16 protein-coding genes and 1 pseudogene are annotated in these 15,917 nt (G+C 62.6%); 11 read left to right on the top strand and 6 right to left on the bottom strand.

The features are described 5' to 3' along the window. Positions 1 to 7: 7 nt before the first annotated feature. The 5 genes and pseudogenes from BG457_RS05450 to BG457_RS20470 form a co-directional block, all read left to right on the top strand. Complete coding sequence (locus BG457_RS05450; RefSeq protein WP_071795951.1) at positions 8 to 1,498, top strand: tripartite tricarboxylate transporter permease; 1,491 nt, start codon at positions 8 to 10, stop codon at positions 1,496 to 1,498. Beyond that, positions 1,491 to 2,768 carry an aspartate aminotransferase family protein gene (locus BG457_RS05445; protein WP_071795950.1) on the top strand — a complete coding sequence of 426 codons (1,278 nt, stop codon included), beginning with the start codon at positions 1,491 to 1,493 and terminating at the stop codon, positions 2,766 to 2,768. Before BG457_RS05450 ends, BG457_RS05445 begins: the two co-directional genes overlap by 8 nt. Further along, the gene (locus tag BG457_RS05440) at positions 2,765 to 3,712 is read left to right on the top strand and encodes a phosphotransferase enzyme family protein (RefSeq protein ID WP_071795949.1); all 948 of its coding nucleotides are present in this window, start codon (positions 2,765 to 2,767) and stop codon (positions 3,710 to 3,712) included. The genes BG457_RS05445 and BG457_RS05440 overlap by 4 nt, the downstream gene beginning before the upstream one ends. Positions 3,713 to 3,722: 10 nt before the next feature. Then, positions 3,723 to 4,967, top strand: a complete 1,245-nt coding sequence (locus tag BG457_RS05435) for a Tm-1-like ATP-binding domain-containing protein (RefSeq protein WP_071795948.1) — start codon at positions 3,723 to 3,725, stop codon at positions 4,965 to 4,967. Positions 4,968 to 5,004: 37 nt separating this feature from the next. Next, a pseudogene (locus tag BG457_RS20470) lies at positions 5,005 to 5,403 on the top strand (ISKra4 family transposase); the annotation flags it as partial. An 84-nt stretch (positions 5,404 to 5,487) separates the two neighbouring features. On the opposite strand, the gene BG457_RS05430 reads toward BG457_RS20470, so the two are convergent. Continuing rightward, entirely contained in the window at positions 5,488 to 6,228 is a 741-nt protein-coding gene (locus BG457_RS05430) for a GntR family transcriptional regulator (RefSeq protein WP_071795947.1), read from the bottom strand. Positions 6,229 to 6,374: 146 nt separating this feature from the next. Between BG457_RS05430 and BG457_RS05425 the strand changes: the two genes are divergently transcribed. From BG457_RS05425 to BG457_RS20140, 6 genes are all read left to right on the top strand, one after another. Continuing rightward, entirely contained in the window at positions 6,375 to 7,403 is a 1,029-nt protein-coding gene (locus BG457_RS05425; protein WP_071795946.1) for a TRAP transporter substrate-binding protein, read from the top strand. 96 nt (positions 7,404 to 7,499) lie between these two features. Next, complete coding sequence (locus BG457_RS05420; protein ID WP_217649486.1) at positions 7,500 to 9,281, top strand: TRAP transporter large permease; 1,782 nt, start codon at positions 7,500 to 7,502, stop codon at positions 9,279 to 9,281. Positions 9,282 to 9,294: 13 nt separating this feature from the next. Next, positions 9,295 to 10,323 (top strand): Gfo/Idh/MocA family protein, encoded by a 1,029-nt coding sequence (locus BG457_RS05415; RefSeq protein WP_071795944.1) that lies wholly within the window; start codon positions 9,295 to 9,297, stop codon positions 10,321 to 10,323. Then, on the top strand, positions 10,320 to 11,330 hold the full coding sequence (locus BG457_RS05410) for a Gfo/Idh/MocA family protein (protein ID WP_071795943.1): 1,011 nt from the start codon (positions 10,320 to 10,322) through the stop codon (positions 11,328 to 11,330). The genes BG457_RS05415 and BG457_RS05410 overlap by 4 nt, the downstream gene beginning before the upstream one ends. Continuing rightward, positions 11,327 to 12,529, top strand: coding sequence for a mannonate dehydratase (gene uxuA, locus BG457_RS05405; RefSeq protein ID WP_071795942.1), 1,203 nt, complete (start codon positions 11,327 to 11,329; stop codon positions 12,527 to 12,529). The genes BG457_RS05410 and uxuA overlap by 4 nt, the downstream gene beginning before the upstream one ends. A gap of 9 nt (positions 12,530 to 12,538) precedes the next feature. After that, the gene (locus tag BG457_RS20140) at positions 12,539 to 12,709 is read left to right on the top strand and encodes a hypothetical protein (protein ID WP_175546725.1); all 171 of its coding nucleotides are present in this window, start codon (positions 12,539 to 12,541) and stop codon (positions 12,707 to 12,709) included. Positions 12,710 to 12,874: 165 nt separating this feature from the next. Here BG457_RS20140 and BG457_RS05400 read toward each other — a convergent pair whose 3' ends face one another. The 5 genes from BG457_RS05400 to queC form a co-directional block, all read right to left on the bottom strand. After that, entirely contained in the window at positions 12,875 to 13,507 is a 633-nt protein-coding gene (locus tag BG457_RS05400; protein ID WP_071795941.1) for a GntR family transcriptional regulator, read from the bottom strand. Between the two features lie 144 nt (positions 13,508 to 13,651). Further along, positions 13,652 to 14,116, bottom strand: a complete 465-nt coding sequence (gene queF / locus BG457_RS05395) for a preQ(1) synthase (RefSeq protein ID WP_071795940.1) — start codon at positions 14,114 to 14,116, stop codon at positions 13,652 to 13,654. Positions 14,117 to 14,139: 23 nt separating this feature from the next. Continuing rightward, a complete protein-coding gene (gene queE, locus BG457_RS05390; RefSeq protein WP_071795939.1) occupies positions 14,140 to 14,847 on the bottom strand; it encodes a 7-carboxy-7-deazaguanine synthase QueE in 708 nt (235 codons plus the stop codon). Continuing rightward, on the bottom strand, positions 14,844 to 15,197 hold the full coding sequence (queD, locus tag BG457_RS05385; RefSeq protein ID WP_071795938.1) for a 6-carboxytetrahydropterin synthase QueD: 354 nt from the start codon (positions 15,195 to 15,197) through the stop codon (positions 14,844 to 14,846). The genes queE and queD overlap by 4 nt, the downstream gene beginning before the upstream one ends. After that, on the bottom strand, positions 15,197 to 15,898 hold the full coding sequence (gene queC, locus BG457_RS05380) for a 7-cyano-7-deazaguanine synthase QueC (RefSeq protein ID WP_071795937.1): 702 nt from the start codon (positions 15,896 to 15,898) through the stop codon (positions 15,197 to 15,199). The genes queD and queC overlap by 1 nt, the downstream gene beginning before the upstream one ends. Positions 15,899 to 15,917 lie beyond the last annotated feature (19 nt).

Raw genomic sequence — 15,917 nt, 5'->3', positions numbered from 1 at the left:
GGGCTCCATGGACAGCTTTCTTGATGGGTTGCAACTTCTGGCCCGCTTCGATGTGATTGCCGCCCTGCTGATCGGCTCCATCGGCGGTGTGCTGGTGGGTGCGATGCCCGGTGTCGGGGCCGCCGTGGCCATCGCCATCGCCCTGCCGGTAACTTTCTCGCTGGAGCCGATTGTCGGGCTGACGCTGCTTCTGGGCATCTACGGATCCTCGATGTATGGCGGCGCGATCCCGGCCATTCTGGTCAACACGCCCGGCACGCCGGTCAATGCACTGACCACCTATGACGGCTATCCGATGACCAAGCGCGGCGAGGCGCGGCGCGCGCTGAGCCTGGCCTATTCCGCCTCCTTCATTGGCGCGATGCTGTCCATCATCGCGCTGATGCTGCTGGCCCCCGTGCTGGCCAGGGTCGCACCGATGTTCGGCGCGCGCGAGATCTTTCTGGCGGCACTTCTGGGGATCGTGCTGGTCGTCGTGACCCATCGCGGACAGGTGCTGCCTGCGGCGATCCTCGCCTGTCTCGGCATTTTCCTTTCAACCATCGGCATTGAGCCAAGCGCCTATACCCAGCGTTTCACCTTCGGGCAGTCATGGTTGCAATCGGGCGTCGATCTGATCGTCGTGGTGCTGGGCCTGTTTGCGATCAGCCAGGCACTGGTGCTCTTGATGGACAAGGACAAGCGCGTCGCGCTGCCGCATGTCGAAAAAGTGGGCTTCTTCACCCAGATGCGCGATCTGTGGATCTGCAAGCGCATTGCCGCCGTCGCGTCATCCTTCGGTGTCATCTGCGGGATGATCCCCGGCGTGGGTGAGTTCATGTCGCAATTCATGTCCTATTCCTATGCGCAAAGAACCTCGAAAACGCCCGAGGCTTTCGGCAAGGGCAACCCCGAAGGCATCGTCGCCTCGGAGGCCGCGAACAACTCGGTTCCCGCCGCCGCGATGATCCCGCTCCTGGCACTGGGCATCCCGGGCGAAGAACTGACAGCGATGATGCTGGCCGTGTTCTATGTCCACAATGTCGTCCCCGGCCCGCGCCTTTTTGCGCAGCAGATGGATTTCATCTACGCGCTCTATATCGGCCTGTTCATTCTGAACGTGATCGTCGTCGCCTTCCTGTTCTTCTCGACCCGGACGCTGATGAAGGTGATGCTGATCCCCAACCGTTTCCTTGGGATCATGATCCTGACCTTCAGCCTGATCGGCATCTACACCTTGCGCAACTCGCTGACCGATGTTGCGGTGGCCACGGCTTTCGGCTTTTTCGGCTTCATCCTGAAGCGGCTGGAACTGCCGACCTCGCCCATCATTCTGGGCATTGTGCTGGGCAAGCTGATGGAGGACCGGCTGCGCATCGCCATGGCGCGGGTGCGAGAGCCTTGGGATTTCATCGACCGCCCCATCGCCTTTGTCCTGTTCCTGATGATCGTTGCCGCCATCGCAGTGCAGATCTGGACAGTGGTGAGAGCCCGCCGGAAAGGCCGCACAGATGGTTGAACTGATCGAAAGACGCCGGGCGCTTCTGGGGCCAAATGTCTCGACCTTCTACGACGATCCGGTCCATATCGTCCGGGGTGAGGGGGTCTGGATGTGGGATGCCGAGGGGCGCAAATATCTGGACTGCTACAACAATGTCCCGCATGTCGGACATTGCAACCCGCGCGTGGTGCAGGCCATCGCGCAACAGGCCGCGGTGCTGAACACCCATACCCGCTATCTGCACGAAGGCATCCTTGATTATGTCGAGCGCCTGACCGCAACCTTTGACGACCCTCTGAAAACCGCGATCCTGACCTGCACCGGGTCTGAGGCGAATGATATCGCGCTGCGCATGGCCGAAGGTGTCACAGGCAAACGCGGGATCATCGCCACCGACGCCACCTATCACGGCAACACCACGCTGGTCAGCCATCTGTCGCGCTCGAATGTGCCCGAGACCGGCTTCGGGCTTGGCCAGTATCTGCGCCATGTCGAGGCCCCTGACAGCTATCGCATCCCTGACCCTGACGGCCAGAGATTCGCGGCCAAAGTGCAGGAAGCAATGGACGATCTGGAACGTTCTGGCATCGGCTTTGCCGCGCTGATCGTCTGTCCGCTGTTTCTGAACGAAGGCTTTCCCACGCAGGCCGAAGGCTGGCTGCGCCCGGCGGCGGATGCCGCGCGGCGTGCGGGCGGGCTCTTGATCTGCGACGAGGTGCAGGCCGGCTTCGGGCGCTGTGGCAGCCATTTCTGGGCCCATCAGAAGCAGGGCGTGCTGCCCGATGTGGTCACTATGGGCAAGCCGATGGGCAATGGCCACCCGGTCGCCGGTCTGGTGACAACGGCCCAGATCATGGCCAGGTTCCGCAAGTCCTTCCGCTATTTCAACACTTTCGGCGGCAACCCGGTCAGCTGTGCGGCGGCCATGGCGGTGCTGGACGAATTGCAGGAGAAAAACCTGCAGGCCAATGCCGCGAAGATCGGCAAGCTCGCGCATCAGCGCCTGACCGAACTGGCGGCGAAGTATCCGGTCATCGGCGATGTCCGGCAGTCGGGCATGGTCTTTGGCGCAGAATTCGTGCTCGACCACGACACCAAGGCCCCGGCGGCGGCCTATACCGATCTGGTGGTCAACAAGCTGCGACAGCGCGGGATTATCCTGTCGAAGCTTGGCCGCCATAAGAACATGCTGAAGATCCGCCCGCCGATGCCCTTCGGTGAGGATCACCTCGATCTTCTGATGACCACGCTGGACGCGACACTCGCAGAAACCCCGGTGGTGGCATGAACGATTCGGTTCGCGAAGCGCTGGCGCTATGGGGGCTTGAGGGCGCGGAATGCAGCTTTGTCGCGGGACGCGAAAACCGGGTCTACCGGGTGCGCAGTGCATCCGGCGACCATGCCCTGCGGATCAGGCGGCCCGGCTACCGCGATGAGGCAGAACTGCAATCGGAACTCGTCTGGCTGGCGGCGATGGACAAGGCCGGGCTGCATGTCCCCAGACCGCGCCCCTCGCGTCACGGCAGGCTGCTGGAACGGCTTGGAGCGGGGTTTGTCGATCTGGTCGGCTGGTTGCCCGGCACGCCGATGGGAAAAAGCCGCGCGCCGCTGGACCTGTCCGACAGGGTCGGAACCTTTCACGCGCTCGGCGCGGAAATCGCCCGGCTGCATGCCGCCTCCGACAGCTGGCAGCACCCGCAAGGATTTCGCCGCTGCCGCTGGGATATCGACGGGCTCACGGGCGAGGCTCCGCTTTGGGGCCGGTTCTGGGAGAACCCGGCGCTTGACATGCCGACCCGCCATCTGTTCCTGCGGTTCCGGCATGCTGCACGCGAAAGCCTGGCCCATGCGTCTGACCGGCTCGACTTTGGCCTGATCCACGCCGATCTGGTGCGCGAGAATGTTCTCACGGACGGAACGGCGATCCGGATGATCGATTTCGACGATGGTGGCTTCGGCTTTCGCCTGTTTGATCTGGCCACAGTGTTGCTGAAGAATATGGCCGAGCCGGATTATCCTTCCCTGAAAACGGCCCTGATTGCCGGATATCACAGTCAGCGTCCGCTGGACTTATCGCTCTTGGACCTGTTCCTTGTCCTGCGGGCGCTGACCTATGTCGGCTGGATCGTCCCGCGCATTCAGGAAGACGGCGGGGCCGCGCGAAACGCACGGTTCATCACCGAGGCAAAGGGCCTGTGTGCCGACTATTTTGACGCGACAACAGTTCAATAGGGGGGACAAGATGACGAAAACCATTCTGGTCATCGGCACTTTCGACACCAAGGCGGATGAGCTGGCCTATCTGATCGACCGGATCAGGGCGCAGGGCGGCGCGGTGCTGGCGATGGATGTCAGCGTCCTGGGCGCGGCGAAAATTCCGGTCGAGGTCAGCAAGCATGACGTCGCCGGTGCCGTCGGCGAAACCATCGACGGGCTGATTGCCCTGGGCGAGGAAGGCGAGGCTTTCGAGAAGATGAGTGCGGGGGCGGCGCTGCTGACCCGGCGCCTCTACGATGCGGGCCGCTTCCATGGCATGATCGCGCTTGGCGGCACCATGGGCACTGATCTGGCACTCGACTGCGCGCAGGCGCTGCCGATCGGTGTTCCGAAATACATCGTCTCGACCGTGGCGGGATCGCCCCTGATCGCGGCGGAACGCATGGCGGCGGATGTGCAGTTCATCCTCTGGGCGGGGGGGCTTTATGGCCTGAACCCCTTGTGCAAATCCTCGCTCAGCCAGGCGGCGGGCGCGGTTCTGGGGGCGGCACAGGCGGTCGAGCCACCAGCTTTCGACCGCCCGCTGATCGGAATGACCTCGCTCGGCTCGTCCTGCCTGAAATACATGAAGCGCCTGCATCCCGAACTCACGAAGCGCGGCTATGACATCGCGGTGTTCCATACCACGGGCATGGGCGGCATGGCTTTTGAACGGTTGGCCGCCGAGGGGCTGTTTGCCTGCGTCATGGATTTCTCGTTGCAGGAATTCGTGAATGTCCAACATGGCTCACTGGTCAGCGCCGGGGCCGACCGGCTGACCGGCGCCGGGCGCAGCGGCACGCCGCAACTGGTGGCGCCGGGGGCGGCGGATATTCTCGACCTCGCGGGCTGGCAGGAGATTCCGGCGCGCTTTCAGGACCGGCCCTGTCACGTCCATAACCGGCTGATCAAGAGCCTGGCCTTCACTGCCGAGGAGCGCCGCGAACTGGCCCGCGCCATTGCCGATCGGTTGGCCAGGGCGCAAGGGCCGACGCATTTCTTTCTGCCGAAGGGCGGGATCGAGGAATGGGACCGGCCCGGCGAGGCCGCGCATGACCCAGAGGGTCTGGCCGCATTCACCGACGAGATGGAACTTGCGATGACCGGACGCGTGGAAATGACGGCTCTGGAGTGTCATATCAACGATATCGCCTTCTGCGAGGCGGTTCTGGCCCGGTTCGATGAATGGATAGCCACAGGAATTATCGCGCAAGGCAAGGTGGCAGCCTGACCGCAGCTTTTGGGAAAGGTGGCGCCGGGGCGTTTCTCTTTGGCAAGGCAACCTTCACGATTGCCGAAAGGCGATCAAAGACGTGGTGATTGATCTGGAAGATTTTGAGACGGACTAAGCCAGTATCCAGGCCCTTTGCAAAGCGGCGTTCGAGTTTGAGACCTATATCGCCGACAATGCCTCGATGATCCCGAACTATGCAGAGAGCGAGAGACGGCGGTACGGTGCAGGTGTTTCAACCGGCTTCGTCGAAAGCACCGTCAAATCCGTCGTTGGAAAGCGCGGCGGCAAGCGGCAGCAAATGCGCTGGTCAAAACGAGGCGCGCGCCTCATGCTACAAACCCGACCCAGAGCCCTTGTTCGCACACTTCGCATAAACTTCGAACAGTGGTATTCGGCCCCGATGCCATCGTCCGAACCCGCAATGATCGTATGATTGCCCTACAGTCTGCGGTGCTTTTCTTCAGGTTCGGAACCCCAATCTTCAATCCTTGAAGTCGTTTGGCCCGCCGAGGCCGGATCAAACATGCTGCGCCGTCAGTCCATCTCGTGGCACCAGCGAAGACGCATGTTCGGGCAGATCGGTATCCGAAAAATACTCGGGATGCGCAGCGGCGATGCTGGGTAGCGCGAGCAGGATCTCACGCAGATGGTGGCGCATGGCCTCGGTGGCGGCTTCACCGTCGCGTCGGGCGATGCAGTCCAGAATCGCCTGATGCTGGGTGATCAGCACTTTCAACGGGGTGGCGTTGGGCAGCGAAAGCAGACGTACCCGATCGGTCTGGAACCGCGCGGTGTCGACGACCCGCATCGCGAAATCATTGCCGAGCGTATTGGCAATCGTGCCGTGGAATGCTTCGTCCAGGGCGTTGAATCCAGCGAAATCACCGGCCTCTGCTGCCTGCCGCTGCCGGTTGATAAGATCTTGCATGGTGGCGAGATGGTGCGGCGTCGCCAGGCGCGCGGCGTGGCGGGCGAGATCACTCTCGATGGCCTCGCGTACGAAACGCGCGTTGCAGACTTCGCGGACAGAAATTTTCATCACCCAGGTGCCACGGCTGGGACGGATTTCGACCAGCCCTGCTTCAGACAGTTTGATAAACGCTTCGCGCACCGGTTGTCGCGAAACGTTGAACTGAGCGGCGATGTCCTTTTCTGACAGCGCCGATCCGGGAGGCAGATCGATAGCCGCGATCCGTCGTCGCAACAGTGCGATCAACTGAGGCGCAAGCGGTTCTGTCGGTTTCAAGGCGGATTGCATCCGAAACTCCTGTCAGCGCGATTTACAGTTGTCAACTTGGTTTCAATATGTAACATACCGGTATGGTGGTTGCGAGGCAAGTGACAGGTCAACATGCCAGAAGCGTCGCCCACCTCACAATCACAAAGGCCAAGGGAGGGAATGAAATGACCAATCCGACAGAGTTCCGGCACACGCGCCGGGCATTTCTCGCCACAGGCACGGCTGCGCTTGCGATGCCGGCCATCGCCACACGCGGGCTGGCGCAGCAGGTCTGGACCTGCCGCATCGCCCATACCGAGGGCGTCGGAACGCCCATTACCAATGCGTTTGAAGCCTGGGCGCAAACGCTGAACTCTGAATCCGGCGGAAGAATTGATGCCCAGCATTTCCCCGCCGCACAGTTGGGCGGGCTGACCGAGGCGCTGGAGGGCAGCCGCATCGGCACGATCCAGGTGACAACTGCGGGCCCCGATATGGAAGAGACCATTGCGCCCGAGATCGCGGCTCTGGGGGGCGCGCCCGGCTTCATCTACAAGAACGATGCCCATGTGGATGCCGTGCTGCAGGGTGAACTTGGACAGCGCGCCTCGCAGATCGCCCGGGAAAAGACCGGGGTCGAATTTGTCGCTTATGGTGAAACCGGCTTCCGGCACATCCTGTCAAAGACGCCCGTGCATTCACTCGACGACCTGCAGGGCCTGAAGATCAGGGTGCCGCAGCTGCGTATCTGGGTGGATTTCTGGGCGCTTCTGGGCACTGCGCCCACGCCCCTGCCTTATTCCGAGCAATACTCTGCGCTTTCCACCGGCATCATTGACGCCATCGAGTCGGACGTCTTTTCCGTCGAGGGTTTCCGGTTCTACGAGCAGGCGCGCCACATGACAATGACCGGCCACTGGTTCTTGCCGAAAGCGGTTCGGGTCAATGCTGCCTGGCTGGACAGCTTGCCCGATGACCTGCAGGATCTGGTCCGCAGCTCGGCACAAGAGGCGTTTGCCGAGCAACGTCGGGTGAATCGATCACTTGCAGACGAGACGCTGGAGCGGCTGAAGGAACAAGGCGTTGAAGTCTTCGAGCTTCCGGGTGATCAACTGGCCGAGATGGAGAGCCGCACCGAGGAACTCTTTGATCGCTTCGGGGAAGCAAGCCCCGAGACTGCTGAGATGATTGCCGCTATTCGGGCGCTGGGGTAATTTGAAGAGATGACTGCCCCACATCACACGGACGTCGCCCCGGCGGCGCCCGGTCTTGTTCTGACACTGCGGCGCGCCGCTGACCGGGCAGTCGAAATGGCCTGCGTTGGCCTGATCCTTGTTGCGGTCGCCGTTGCCTGCCTGCAGGTGGTGATGCGCTACGGCTTTCGTTCGGCATTGCCCTGGCCCGAAGAAGTGGCCAGTGGGGCCTTTACCTGGGCGGTGATGCTGGGCATGGCACTTGCCACCTCGCGCGGCGCACATATTGCCATTGACGTGCTGCCGCGCCTCTTGGCTCAGCGCCCGCGCGCGGTGCTTGATTTTGTGATTGCCACCATAATGGCAACAGCAAGTATCGTGCTGCTTGTCCATGGCATGGAATACATGCAGCGCGTCATCTCTGCGTCGCCCGCGTTGCAATTGCCGATGAAGTATCTCTTTCTTGCTGTGCCGGTCGGCGCGGCGCTCAACCTGTTTTTTCTCTTCTGGCCCGATGGTCGCCGCGGGTTCCTGCAAGGCGCAGGCATCCTGATTGCCGCAGTGTTGGCCTATCTTGCGATCCGCAATGGTGCTGGCCTGCTCTATACGCAAGCCAGTGGCCCGATGGTGCTGGTGCTCGTGGGGCTCTGCGCGATCGTGATAGGAGTGCCCGTGGCGTTTTCGCTGGTGATCGGGGCCTTTACCGCTTTTGCATCGGCCAATCCGATCCTTCTGGTCACGATAGCCCAGAACATGGGCGCGTCCATGAATTCCTTCACGCTGCTGGCCATCCCGTTTTTCATTCTCGCCGCTGCAGTGATGAACGCAGGCGGGATCACCCCGCGACTGGTGGAACTGGCCATGCTGCTGGTGGGCCATCTGCGCGGCGGGCTGGCGCAGGCAAATGTGGTGACAAACACGATGCTGGCAGGGGTTTCGGGCTCGTCCACCGCAGATGCCTCGACAATTGCGAAACTCTTGGTCCCCGAGATGGAAAAACGTGGCTATGACCGGCCGTTTTCTGCCGCGCTGACTGCGGCCGGTTCGACCCTGGCGAACCTCATTCCGCCCTCGCTGGGGCTGATCATCTATGCGGCTCTGGCCTCTGTCTCGGTGGGGGCGTTGTTCGTGGCAACAATCGTGCCGGGGCTGATGGTGGCCGCCGCGCTGATGCTGGTGGTCTGGCTCTTGTCGCGCCAGCGCGGCTATGGTGGCGATATGCCCAGATCCTCTGGCAGAGAGAAGATGCGCGCACTGCTGACGGCCATTCCGGCGCTGATCCTGCCGGTGATCATCGTGGGCGGCGTCCGCTTCGGCGTGTTCACCGCGACCGAGGCCGGGGCGATCGCGATGATCTATGCGCTCTTCTGCGGCACCTTCCTCTATCGCAAGCTGACAGGGCGCAACCTGACGGCGGCGGTGCGCGACGCGGTGCTGGATACGGTCGTGATCGTCGTCATCATTGCCGCTGCCGCGCCTTTTGCATGGGTTCTGGCCTTCGAGCGTGTCCCGCAGAAGATCGCTGTCGGGATGGCGGTGCTGGTGGAACGGCCCTGGCTTCTGATGCTGGCGATCAATGCCTTTCTGCTGGTCGTGGGCCTGTTCATGGAAATGATCGCAGCGATGGTCATTCTGGTGCCGATCCTTGTGCCGCTGGTCGTGATGGCAGGGTTCGACCCGATCACATTTGGCCTGATCATCGTGATGAATCTTGTGATCGGCGCGCTGACGCCACCGCTCGGCGTGTTGATCTTTACCACTGCACGCGCCGGGGGGGCCGATCTGGTGGCGACCTTCCGCGCAGTGGTGCCCTTCCTTCTGGCGATGATCACGGTGCTTCTGCTCGTCGCCTTTGTCCCCGCCCTGACCCAGGCACCTATGCGCTGGCTTGCGCCATGAGAGGAATTGCCCGATGACCCGTCTTCGCCTTGCCATTATCGGCCTTGGCATGGCCGTCACGCCCCATGCGAAGGGCCTGATGGACCTGCGCGACGAGATCGAGGTGCTGCACGCCTATGCCCCGTCTGCGGCGCGCCGTGCCGATTTCGCCAGGCGCTACCCTTTCCCTGTGGCCGACAGTCTGGACACGATCCTCGCCGACCCGCGCGTCGAGGCCGTGGCTGTCTTCACGCCCGCCAACACCCATGCCGATATCGGTCTGGCCTGCGCGCGGGCAGGCAAGCATGTGCTGATGGAAAAGCCGCTCGACATCACGACCGCGCGGGCCGAGGCGCTGGTCAGTGGCTGTCGGGCCGCGGGGGTGAAGCTGGGCACCGTGCTGCAGCACCGGTTCCGCCCGGCAGCGCTGCGCGCGGCTGAACTGCTGGCCACGGGCGCGCTGGGGCAGATCACCGGCTGTTCCACCACAATCCGGCTGTGGCGTCCGCAATCCTATTATGACGAACCCGGACGCGGCAGTTTTGCGCGCGATGGCGGGGGCGTGCTGATCTCGCAAGGGATCCATACGCTTGATCTGATGCTGTCGCTGGCCGGTCCGGTCGAGACTGTCGCAGGCTTCGCGACAACAACCGCCGTTCACCGGATGGAAACCGAGGATATGGTCTGCGCCGCCGCTCGTTTTGCAAACGGCGCCATCGGGGTGATCGACGCCACGACCGCCGCTTATCCGGGGTTTCACGAGGAAATCACCCTCACCGGCACCAAGGGCACGCTTGCCCTGCGCGGCGGCACATTGCTGGCGCAGTTTCTTGACGGCACTGAAGAACGGGTTGAGGCCGATACCGGCGCGGGTGGGACAGGGGCGGATCCGATGGCCTTTCCGCATGACTGGCATCGCGCGGTGATGGCGGATTTCGCCGCCGCGATCCGCGAAAACCGCGAACCGCGCGTCACTGGCGAAGAAGCGCTGCGCGTGCACCGTCTGATTGATGCGCTGATCGCAGCCGGAGATGGTGGAAAACCCGTCGAGGTGGTGCGATGAGCATATGTTTCGCCGCGATCGGGCTGGATCATCGGCATATCTATCACATGGTCGGTGAACTGATCGCAGCGGGAGCCGTCTGTGCAGGCTATTGCCCGCAGACCAGCGATCCCCGCGTGCTGGAGGGGTTTCGCGAGCGGTTCCCGGACCTCGCGGCCCGCGACCGTGATGCACTCTTTGACGACCCGGATGTGCAGGTGATCCTCTCGGCGGCAATTCCCGCCGACCGCCCCGCCATTGCCATCCGCGCGATGCGGGCGGGCAAGGATGTGATGCTCGACAAACCCGGCGCCATTCATCTGGCACAGGTGGCCGAACTGGAACAGGTTGCGGCGGAAACCGGGCGTTTGCTGTCAATCTGCTTCTCGGAGCGCTTTGTTGTCCGGGCCTGCGAAACCGCCTCGCGACTGGTGGGGGAAGGCGCGATTGGCCGGGTGATCCAGACCACGGGTCTGGGGCCGCACCGGCTGAACCGGGCGATCCGGCCCGACTGGTTCTTCGATCCTGCGGCCTTCGGTGGCATCCTGACCGATATCGCCAGCCATCAGATCGACCAGTTCCTGCGTTTCACCGGCGCACCGACCGCGCGCATCCTTGCCGCGGCAACGGCCAACCGCAATCTTCCCGATCTGCCCGCCTTTCGCGACACGGGCGATATTCTGCTGGAGAGCGAGGGCGCGCGCGGCGTCATCCGCGTGGATTGGTTCACCCCGGACGGGCTGCCGACATGGGGCGACGGGCGGCTGTTCCTGACCGGGACCGAAGGCACGATCGAGCTGCGCAAATATGTCGATCCCGCCGGGCGACCCGGCGCGGATCATCTGTTTTTGTGCGACCGGCATGGCGTGAGGCATATCGACTGTTCTTCTGAGCCGCTGAGCTATTTCCCGCGCTTCCTGACAGATGTGCGCGAGCGCACAGATACCGCCATGCCGCAGGGCCATGCTCTGCATGTGACGCGGCTGGCCATCGAGGCACAGAGGCTTGCGGATGGAGGAACAGAATGAGGCATGCATGGCGCTGGTTCGGCCCCCAAGATCCGGTCCGGCCTGAAGATATCGCGCAGGCGGGGGCGCAAGCCGTGGTTTCTGCGCTGCACCATGTGCCCAACGGTCAGGTCTGGACCAGCGAAGCCATCGCTCAGCGGCAGGCAGAGGTCGGGCGCTGCGCGGATGGCGCGCCCTCCGGACTGCAATGGGAAGTGGTCGAAAGTCTGCCGGTCAGCGAGGATATCAAGAAGCAAAAGGGCGACTGGCGCGCACATATCGGGGCCTACAAGACCTCACTCGAACATCTGGCGCAGGCCGGGATTGCTGTCATCTGCTACAATTTCATGCCTGTTCTGGACTGGACGCGCACGGATCTGCGCTGGCGCCGCCCGACTGGCGCGCGCGCGATGCGCTTTGACATGGTGGATTTCGCCGCCTTTGACATCCACCTTCTGCAACGGGCCGGCGCGGCGCAGGATTTCACGCCTGCCGTGGTCGAGGCCGCCGCGTGCAGGCTGGCCGCCATGGATGATGCCGCGCGGCGCGGGCTGGCGGATGCGATCACCATGGGCCTGCCCGGATCGACCGAGGCGATGGATCTGGGCACCGTGCGCGCGCATCTGGACGAATACGGAACCATCAGCGCCGCCCGGCTGCGCGCGCATTTCATCGACTTCCTGTCCGAAGTGGTGCCTGTGGCCGAGCGGTTGGGGCTACGCTTGTGCTGTCATCCGGATGATCCACCCTTTCCCCTGATGGGCCTGCCGCGCATCATGTCCACGGCAGAGGATTACGCCGCTGTACTTGCCGCGGTGGACAGCCCGGCGAACGGGATGACGCTGTGTTCCGGGTCGCTTGGCGTGCGCGCGGATAATGATCTGCCCGCGATGATGGATCGTTTCGGCCCGCGCGTGCATTTCCTGCATCTGCGCAATGTGCGGCGCGAAGCTGACGGCTCGTTCTTCGAGGATGAGCATCTGGAGGGAGAGACCGATATGGTGGCCCTGATCGCGGCCATCCTGCGCGAAGAGGCCCGCCGCCGGGTGGCGGGGCGCGCGGATTACGACATCCCGATGCGGCCCGATCATGGTCAGGAAATCACCGATGACCTGACGCGGAACGGGCAGCCGGGCTATCCTCTGGTTGGTCGGCTGCGCGGGCTGGCGGAATTGCGCGGGGTCGAACGTGCGCTGCGCGTCACAGGGGCTTTCGCATGACTGTCGGCGATGGGTTTCTGCACCCCGACCGATGGTTGCCAGCCGATCCGGCTCATGTCGATCAGCAATACCGGCGGCTGGCGCGGATATGCCAATACCCAAAAGCGGATCGAAACCTTCGCATTGCTGGATTTTGCTACAGGGGCATTGACCGCGCTTAGCCTGTTCGCCCCAGTTTGAAAGACCGGGCTGTCCAAGGCCAGCACCAGCGATGATGCGTGGATCCCACCTCTCTTGCGCATTCACTTGGAGCCAGCAGGGGCGTTCGTCTCCCCCCGGCAATCATGTCAAAATCTCTATCATGCCCCGTGCTGTTTAGTCCCAGCATGCGGTGGGATTAAACAGCTATAAGGATCGGGCAAGATGCCCGCGCCGGATATGCCGCGTAAGGATGGTTGCGGCGCGGTCAATATCCGCGTCGCGCAAGGCGGCAAGGATCGCGCCATGGTCGCGATCCTCGCGCGGCAGGGAAAGGCGCGGTCGCCCGCCCAGAGCCATGGCTCCGCGCGTCAGAATGGACCGCAGCCGCCCGATCTCGGACAGCAGCCCCGGCATCGGACAAGGCGCAATCAGCAAGCTGTGGAAATGGCGGTTGGCGCTGTCCCAGTCTTGCTGCGTGGTGGCCTGACTGCACGCCAGATCGGCCCGGGTCAGCGCGTCCAGATGTCCCTTCGGATAGGGTGTGCCGGTATGGCGCAAGGCCAGACCCTCCAGCACCGCGCACATTTCCAGCGCCTCGAAATGTCGCCCGGCATCGATGCTTGCGACGCGCACGCCCCGTCGCGGCAGGGACTGCGCCAGCCCCATTGCCTCCAGACGCCGGAAAGCCTCGCGCACCGGCACATGACTGGCCGAAAAGCGTGTTGCAATCTCGTTTTGCAGAAGACGCGTGTCCGGGGGCAGATGTCCGCCCTCGATTTCGGCCGCGAGGGCCGCGACGATACGGTCAGCAAGGGTCGGGTCGGTCTCATCCGTCATGGGATGGCAACTATCTCTCACGCGATCCTATGCCAATCGCAAAATTTTAACGACTGACGCGCTGCCCTTGATTGTGAGATGAAAGCCGCAATGAAATCCACAAGGTTGATCTGTCCCGAGAAGGATCGAAGACGGGCGCTTGCCTCAACCGCGCCCGCGATACGGGGCAACACCCTGATCCGGTATCCAGACACCTTCGGGCATGGGGCCGCTCTGCCAGAACACATCAATGGGAATGCCGCCGCGCGGATACCAGTAGCCGCCGATCCGCAGCCATTGCGGGGCGAGGAATTCGACAAGCCGCCGCGCGATGGAAATGGTGCAATCCTCGTGGAACGCGCCGTGATTGCGGAATGACCCGAGATAGAGTTTCAGGGATTTGCTCTCGATCAGCCAGTCGCCCGGCACATAGTCGATCACCAGATGCGCGAAATCCGGCTGGCCCGTCATCGGGCAGAGCGAGGTGAATTCAGGCGCCACAAACCGCACGCAATAAGCAATACCGGCCTGCGGGTTCTGGACGCGCTCCAATTCGGCCCTCTCCGGGCTGTCAGGCAGTTCCGTTGCCCCGCCAAGTTGCTTCAGCCCGCTATAGATGGTTTCAGTCATCACGATTTCCTTTGCCCTCGTTCTCAGACGCCGCGTTTATTGCCCCATATCAGCACATGAAGCTGCGGCAGCACGCGCGGGGTGAACCATTTATCTGCGGTGACCTTCTCCACCAGCCATGACAGCCGCTCTATGCTGGCGCCCGGATCGACAGCCAGCTCGGGATCTACCTCCGGATTGCCCGGTTGCAGATAGAGTGGCAGATCGGGATATCTGGCGGCAGCAGCTTGGGCCCAGACATAATCCGCATCGTCAAAGATCACGATTTTCAGCACGGTTTCGGGCTCGGCCTGTGCCGCAGTCAGGCATGTGTCAAACGCCGCCCAATCCACCACTTCGCCGCTGGATGGCGGCTTCGGGCTGAGGACCAGCGTGTCAAGATCAGCAAACCACGGGCGCGCGACCGAGCCTTGGGTTTCGCAGGCAAACCGGTAGCCTTCGGCCTTGCCAAGGGCAATAAGCGGCCCGAAATCCTGAATGGCAGGGTTGCCGCCGGACAGAGAGACAGTGAGCGGTCGCCCATCCGACAGGGCGCGCACTTTCTCCCAGACCTGCCGCGCGGTCATCCTTGCCCAGTGATGCCGATATGCATTGTCCACTGCATGCATCGAGTCGCACCACGCACAGCGGTAGTCGCACCCGCCTGCCCGGACGAAGACCGTGGGCTCCCCGATCAACGCTCCCTCACCCTGAATCGTGGGCCCGAAAATTTCGGCGATGCGCAGGCTCATGGCCGGTACTCGGCCCATGTTTTCGGCGTTTCCGAAACTCTTACAGCGGCGGTCTCTGGCCAGCGTGATTTGCACCAGTCGTAGAAATGGCGCGCAAGGTTCTCTGCGGTCGAGGGCACATCAAGAATATCATCAAGATGGCGGTGATCGAACCTGTCGTCGATATAGGCTTTGAGGGGTTTGAGTTCATGATAATCGCGCACAAACCCGTCTGCGTTCAACTCCGGCGCGGAAAGTTCCACCACAACGATGTAATTATGCCCATGCAGCCGCGCGCATTGGTGATCCGGCGGCAGATGCGAGAGTTGATGCGAGGCCGAGAAATGAAACTCCTTGGTGATCCGAAACATCAGCGCCCCTCCTTGCTGGCGATGGCCTGCTGCCAGAACTCGGGATCCTGATAATCGGTAGGGTCCGCTATGCCCGCCAGATGGAAGGCTTCGCGCCGCTCGACACAGGTGCCGCAGCGCCCGCAATGCGTCGCGCCGCCCTTGTAGCAGGACCATGTCTGCGCAAAAGGCGTGCCAACGCGCGCGCCCTCGCGCACGATATCGGCCTTGGAGCGGTGCACGAACGGGGTATGCAGGGCAATATCCGCATAGCCATCCAGCGCTGCGCGCTGCATCATCTCGAATGCCTGCGTGAACCGGGGGCGGCAGTCGGGATAGATGAAATGATCGCCGCCATGCACGGCGGTGGCAACCGTGTCGTCCCCATGTGCCGCAGAAATCCCGTAGGCAATGCTCAGCATGATCGCATTGCGATTGGGCACCACGGTGATCTTCATGGTGTCTTCGGCATAGTGGCCGTCTGGAACGGCAATATCATCGGTCAGCGCAGAGCCTGTCAGCACCGCGCCGACGGCGCGCATGTCGATCACATGATGCGCAACACCCAGCCGTTCGGCGCAGGCTCTTGCGTAATCCAGTTCCTTGTGGTGGCGCTGGCCATAGTCGAAAGAGGTCAGGCGCTTCAGCACCCCTTGGGCGGCCAGAATATGGGCAAGCGAAACAGAGTCCATCCCGCCAGAGCAGATAAGGTTCGTTCTCATGTGTCAGTCCTTGTTTTGA

It is taken from the genome of Natronohydrobacter thiooxidans (assembly GCF_001884735.1).
Lineage (GTDB): Bacteria > Pseudomonadota > Alphaproteobacteria > Rhodobacterales > Rhodobacteraceae > Roseinatronobacter > Roseinatronobacter thiooxidans_A.
Note: the sequence above shows the minus strand (reverse complement) of the source record. Positions and strands in the feature narration are given on the sequence as shown.

Coding starts and splice junctions, on each gene's coding strand:
- BG457_RS05415 (WP_071795944.1), top strand. CDS start 9,295: ATGACCCGTCTTCGCCTTGCCATTATCGGCCTTGGCATGGCCGTCACG.
- queD (WP_071795938.1), bottom strand. CDS start 15,197: ATGTTTCGGATCACCAAGGAGTTTCATTTCTCGGCCTCGCATCAACTC.
- BG457_RS20140 (WP_175546725.1), top strand. CDS start 12,539: ATGGGTTTCTGCACCCCGACCGATGGTTGCCAGCCGATCCGGCTCATG.
- BG457_RS05450 (WP_071795951.1), top strand. CDS start 8: ATGGACAGCTTTCTTGATGGGTTGCAACTTCTGGCCCGCTTCGATGTG.
- queF (WP_071795940.1), bottom strand. CDS start 14,116: ATGACTGAAACCATCTATAGCGGGCTGAAGCAACTTGGCGGGGCAACG.
- BG457_RS05440 (WP_071795949.1), top strand. CDS start 2,765: ATGAACGATTCGGTTCGCGAAGCGCTGGCGCTATGGGGGCTTGAGGGC.
- BG457_RS05420 (WP_217649486.1), top strand. CDS start 7,500: ATGGCCTGCGTTGGCCTGATCCTTGTTGCGGTCGCCGTTGCCTGCCTG.
- BG457_RS05425 (WP_071795946.1), top strand. CDS start 6,375: ATGACCAATCCGACAGAGTTCCGGCACACGCGCCGGGCATTTCTCGCC.
- queE (WP_071795939.1), bottom strand. CDS start 14,847: ATGAGCCTGCGCATCGCCGAAATTTTCGGGCCCACGATTCAGGGTGAG.
- BG457_RS05435 (WP_071795948.1), top strand. CDS start 3,723: ATGACGAAAACCATTCTGGTCATCGGCACTTTCGACACCAAGGCGGAT.
- BG457_RS05445 (WP_071795950.1), top strand. CDS start 1,491: ATGGTTGAACTGATCGAAAGACGCCGGGCGCTTCTGGGGCCAAATGTC.
- queC (WP_071795937.1), bottom strand. CDS start 15,898: ATGAGAACGAACCTTATCTGCTCTGGCGGGATGGACTCTGTTTCGCTT.
- BG457_RS05400 (WP_071795941.1), bottom strand. CDS start 13,507: ATGACGGATGAGACCGACCCGACCCTTGCTGACCGTATCGTCGCGGCC.
- BG457_RS05410 (WP_071795943.1), top strand. CDS start 10,320: ATGAGCATATGTTTCGCCGCGATCGGGCTGGATCATCGGCATATCTAT.
- BG457_RS05430 (WP_071795947.1), bottom strand. CDS start 6,228: ATGCAATCCGCCTTGAAACCGACAGAACCGCTTGCGCCTCAGTTGATC.
- uxuA (WP_071795942.1), top strand. CDS start 11,327: ATGAGGCATGCATGGCGCTGGTTCGGCCCCCAAGATCCGGTCCGGCCT.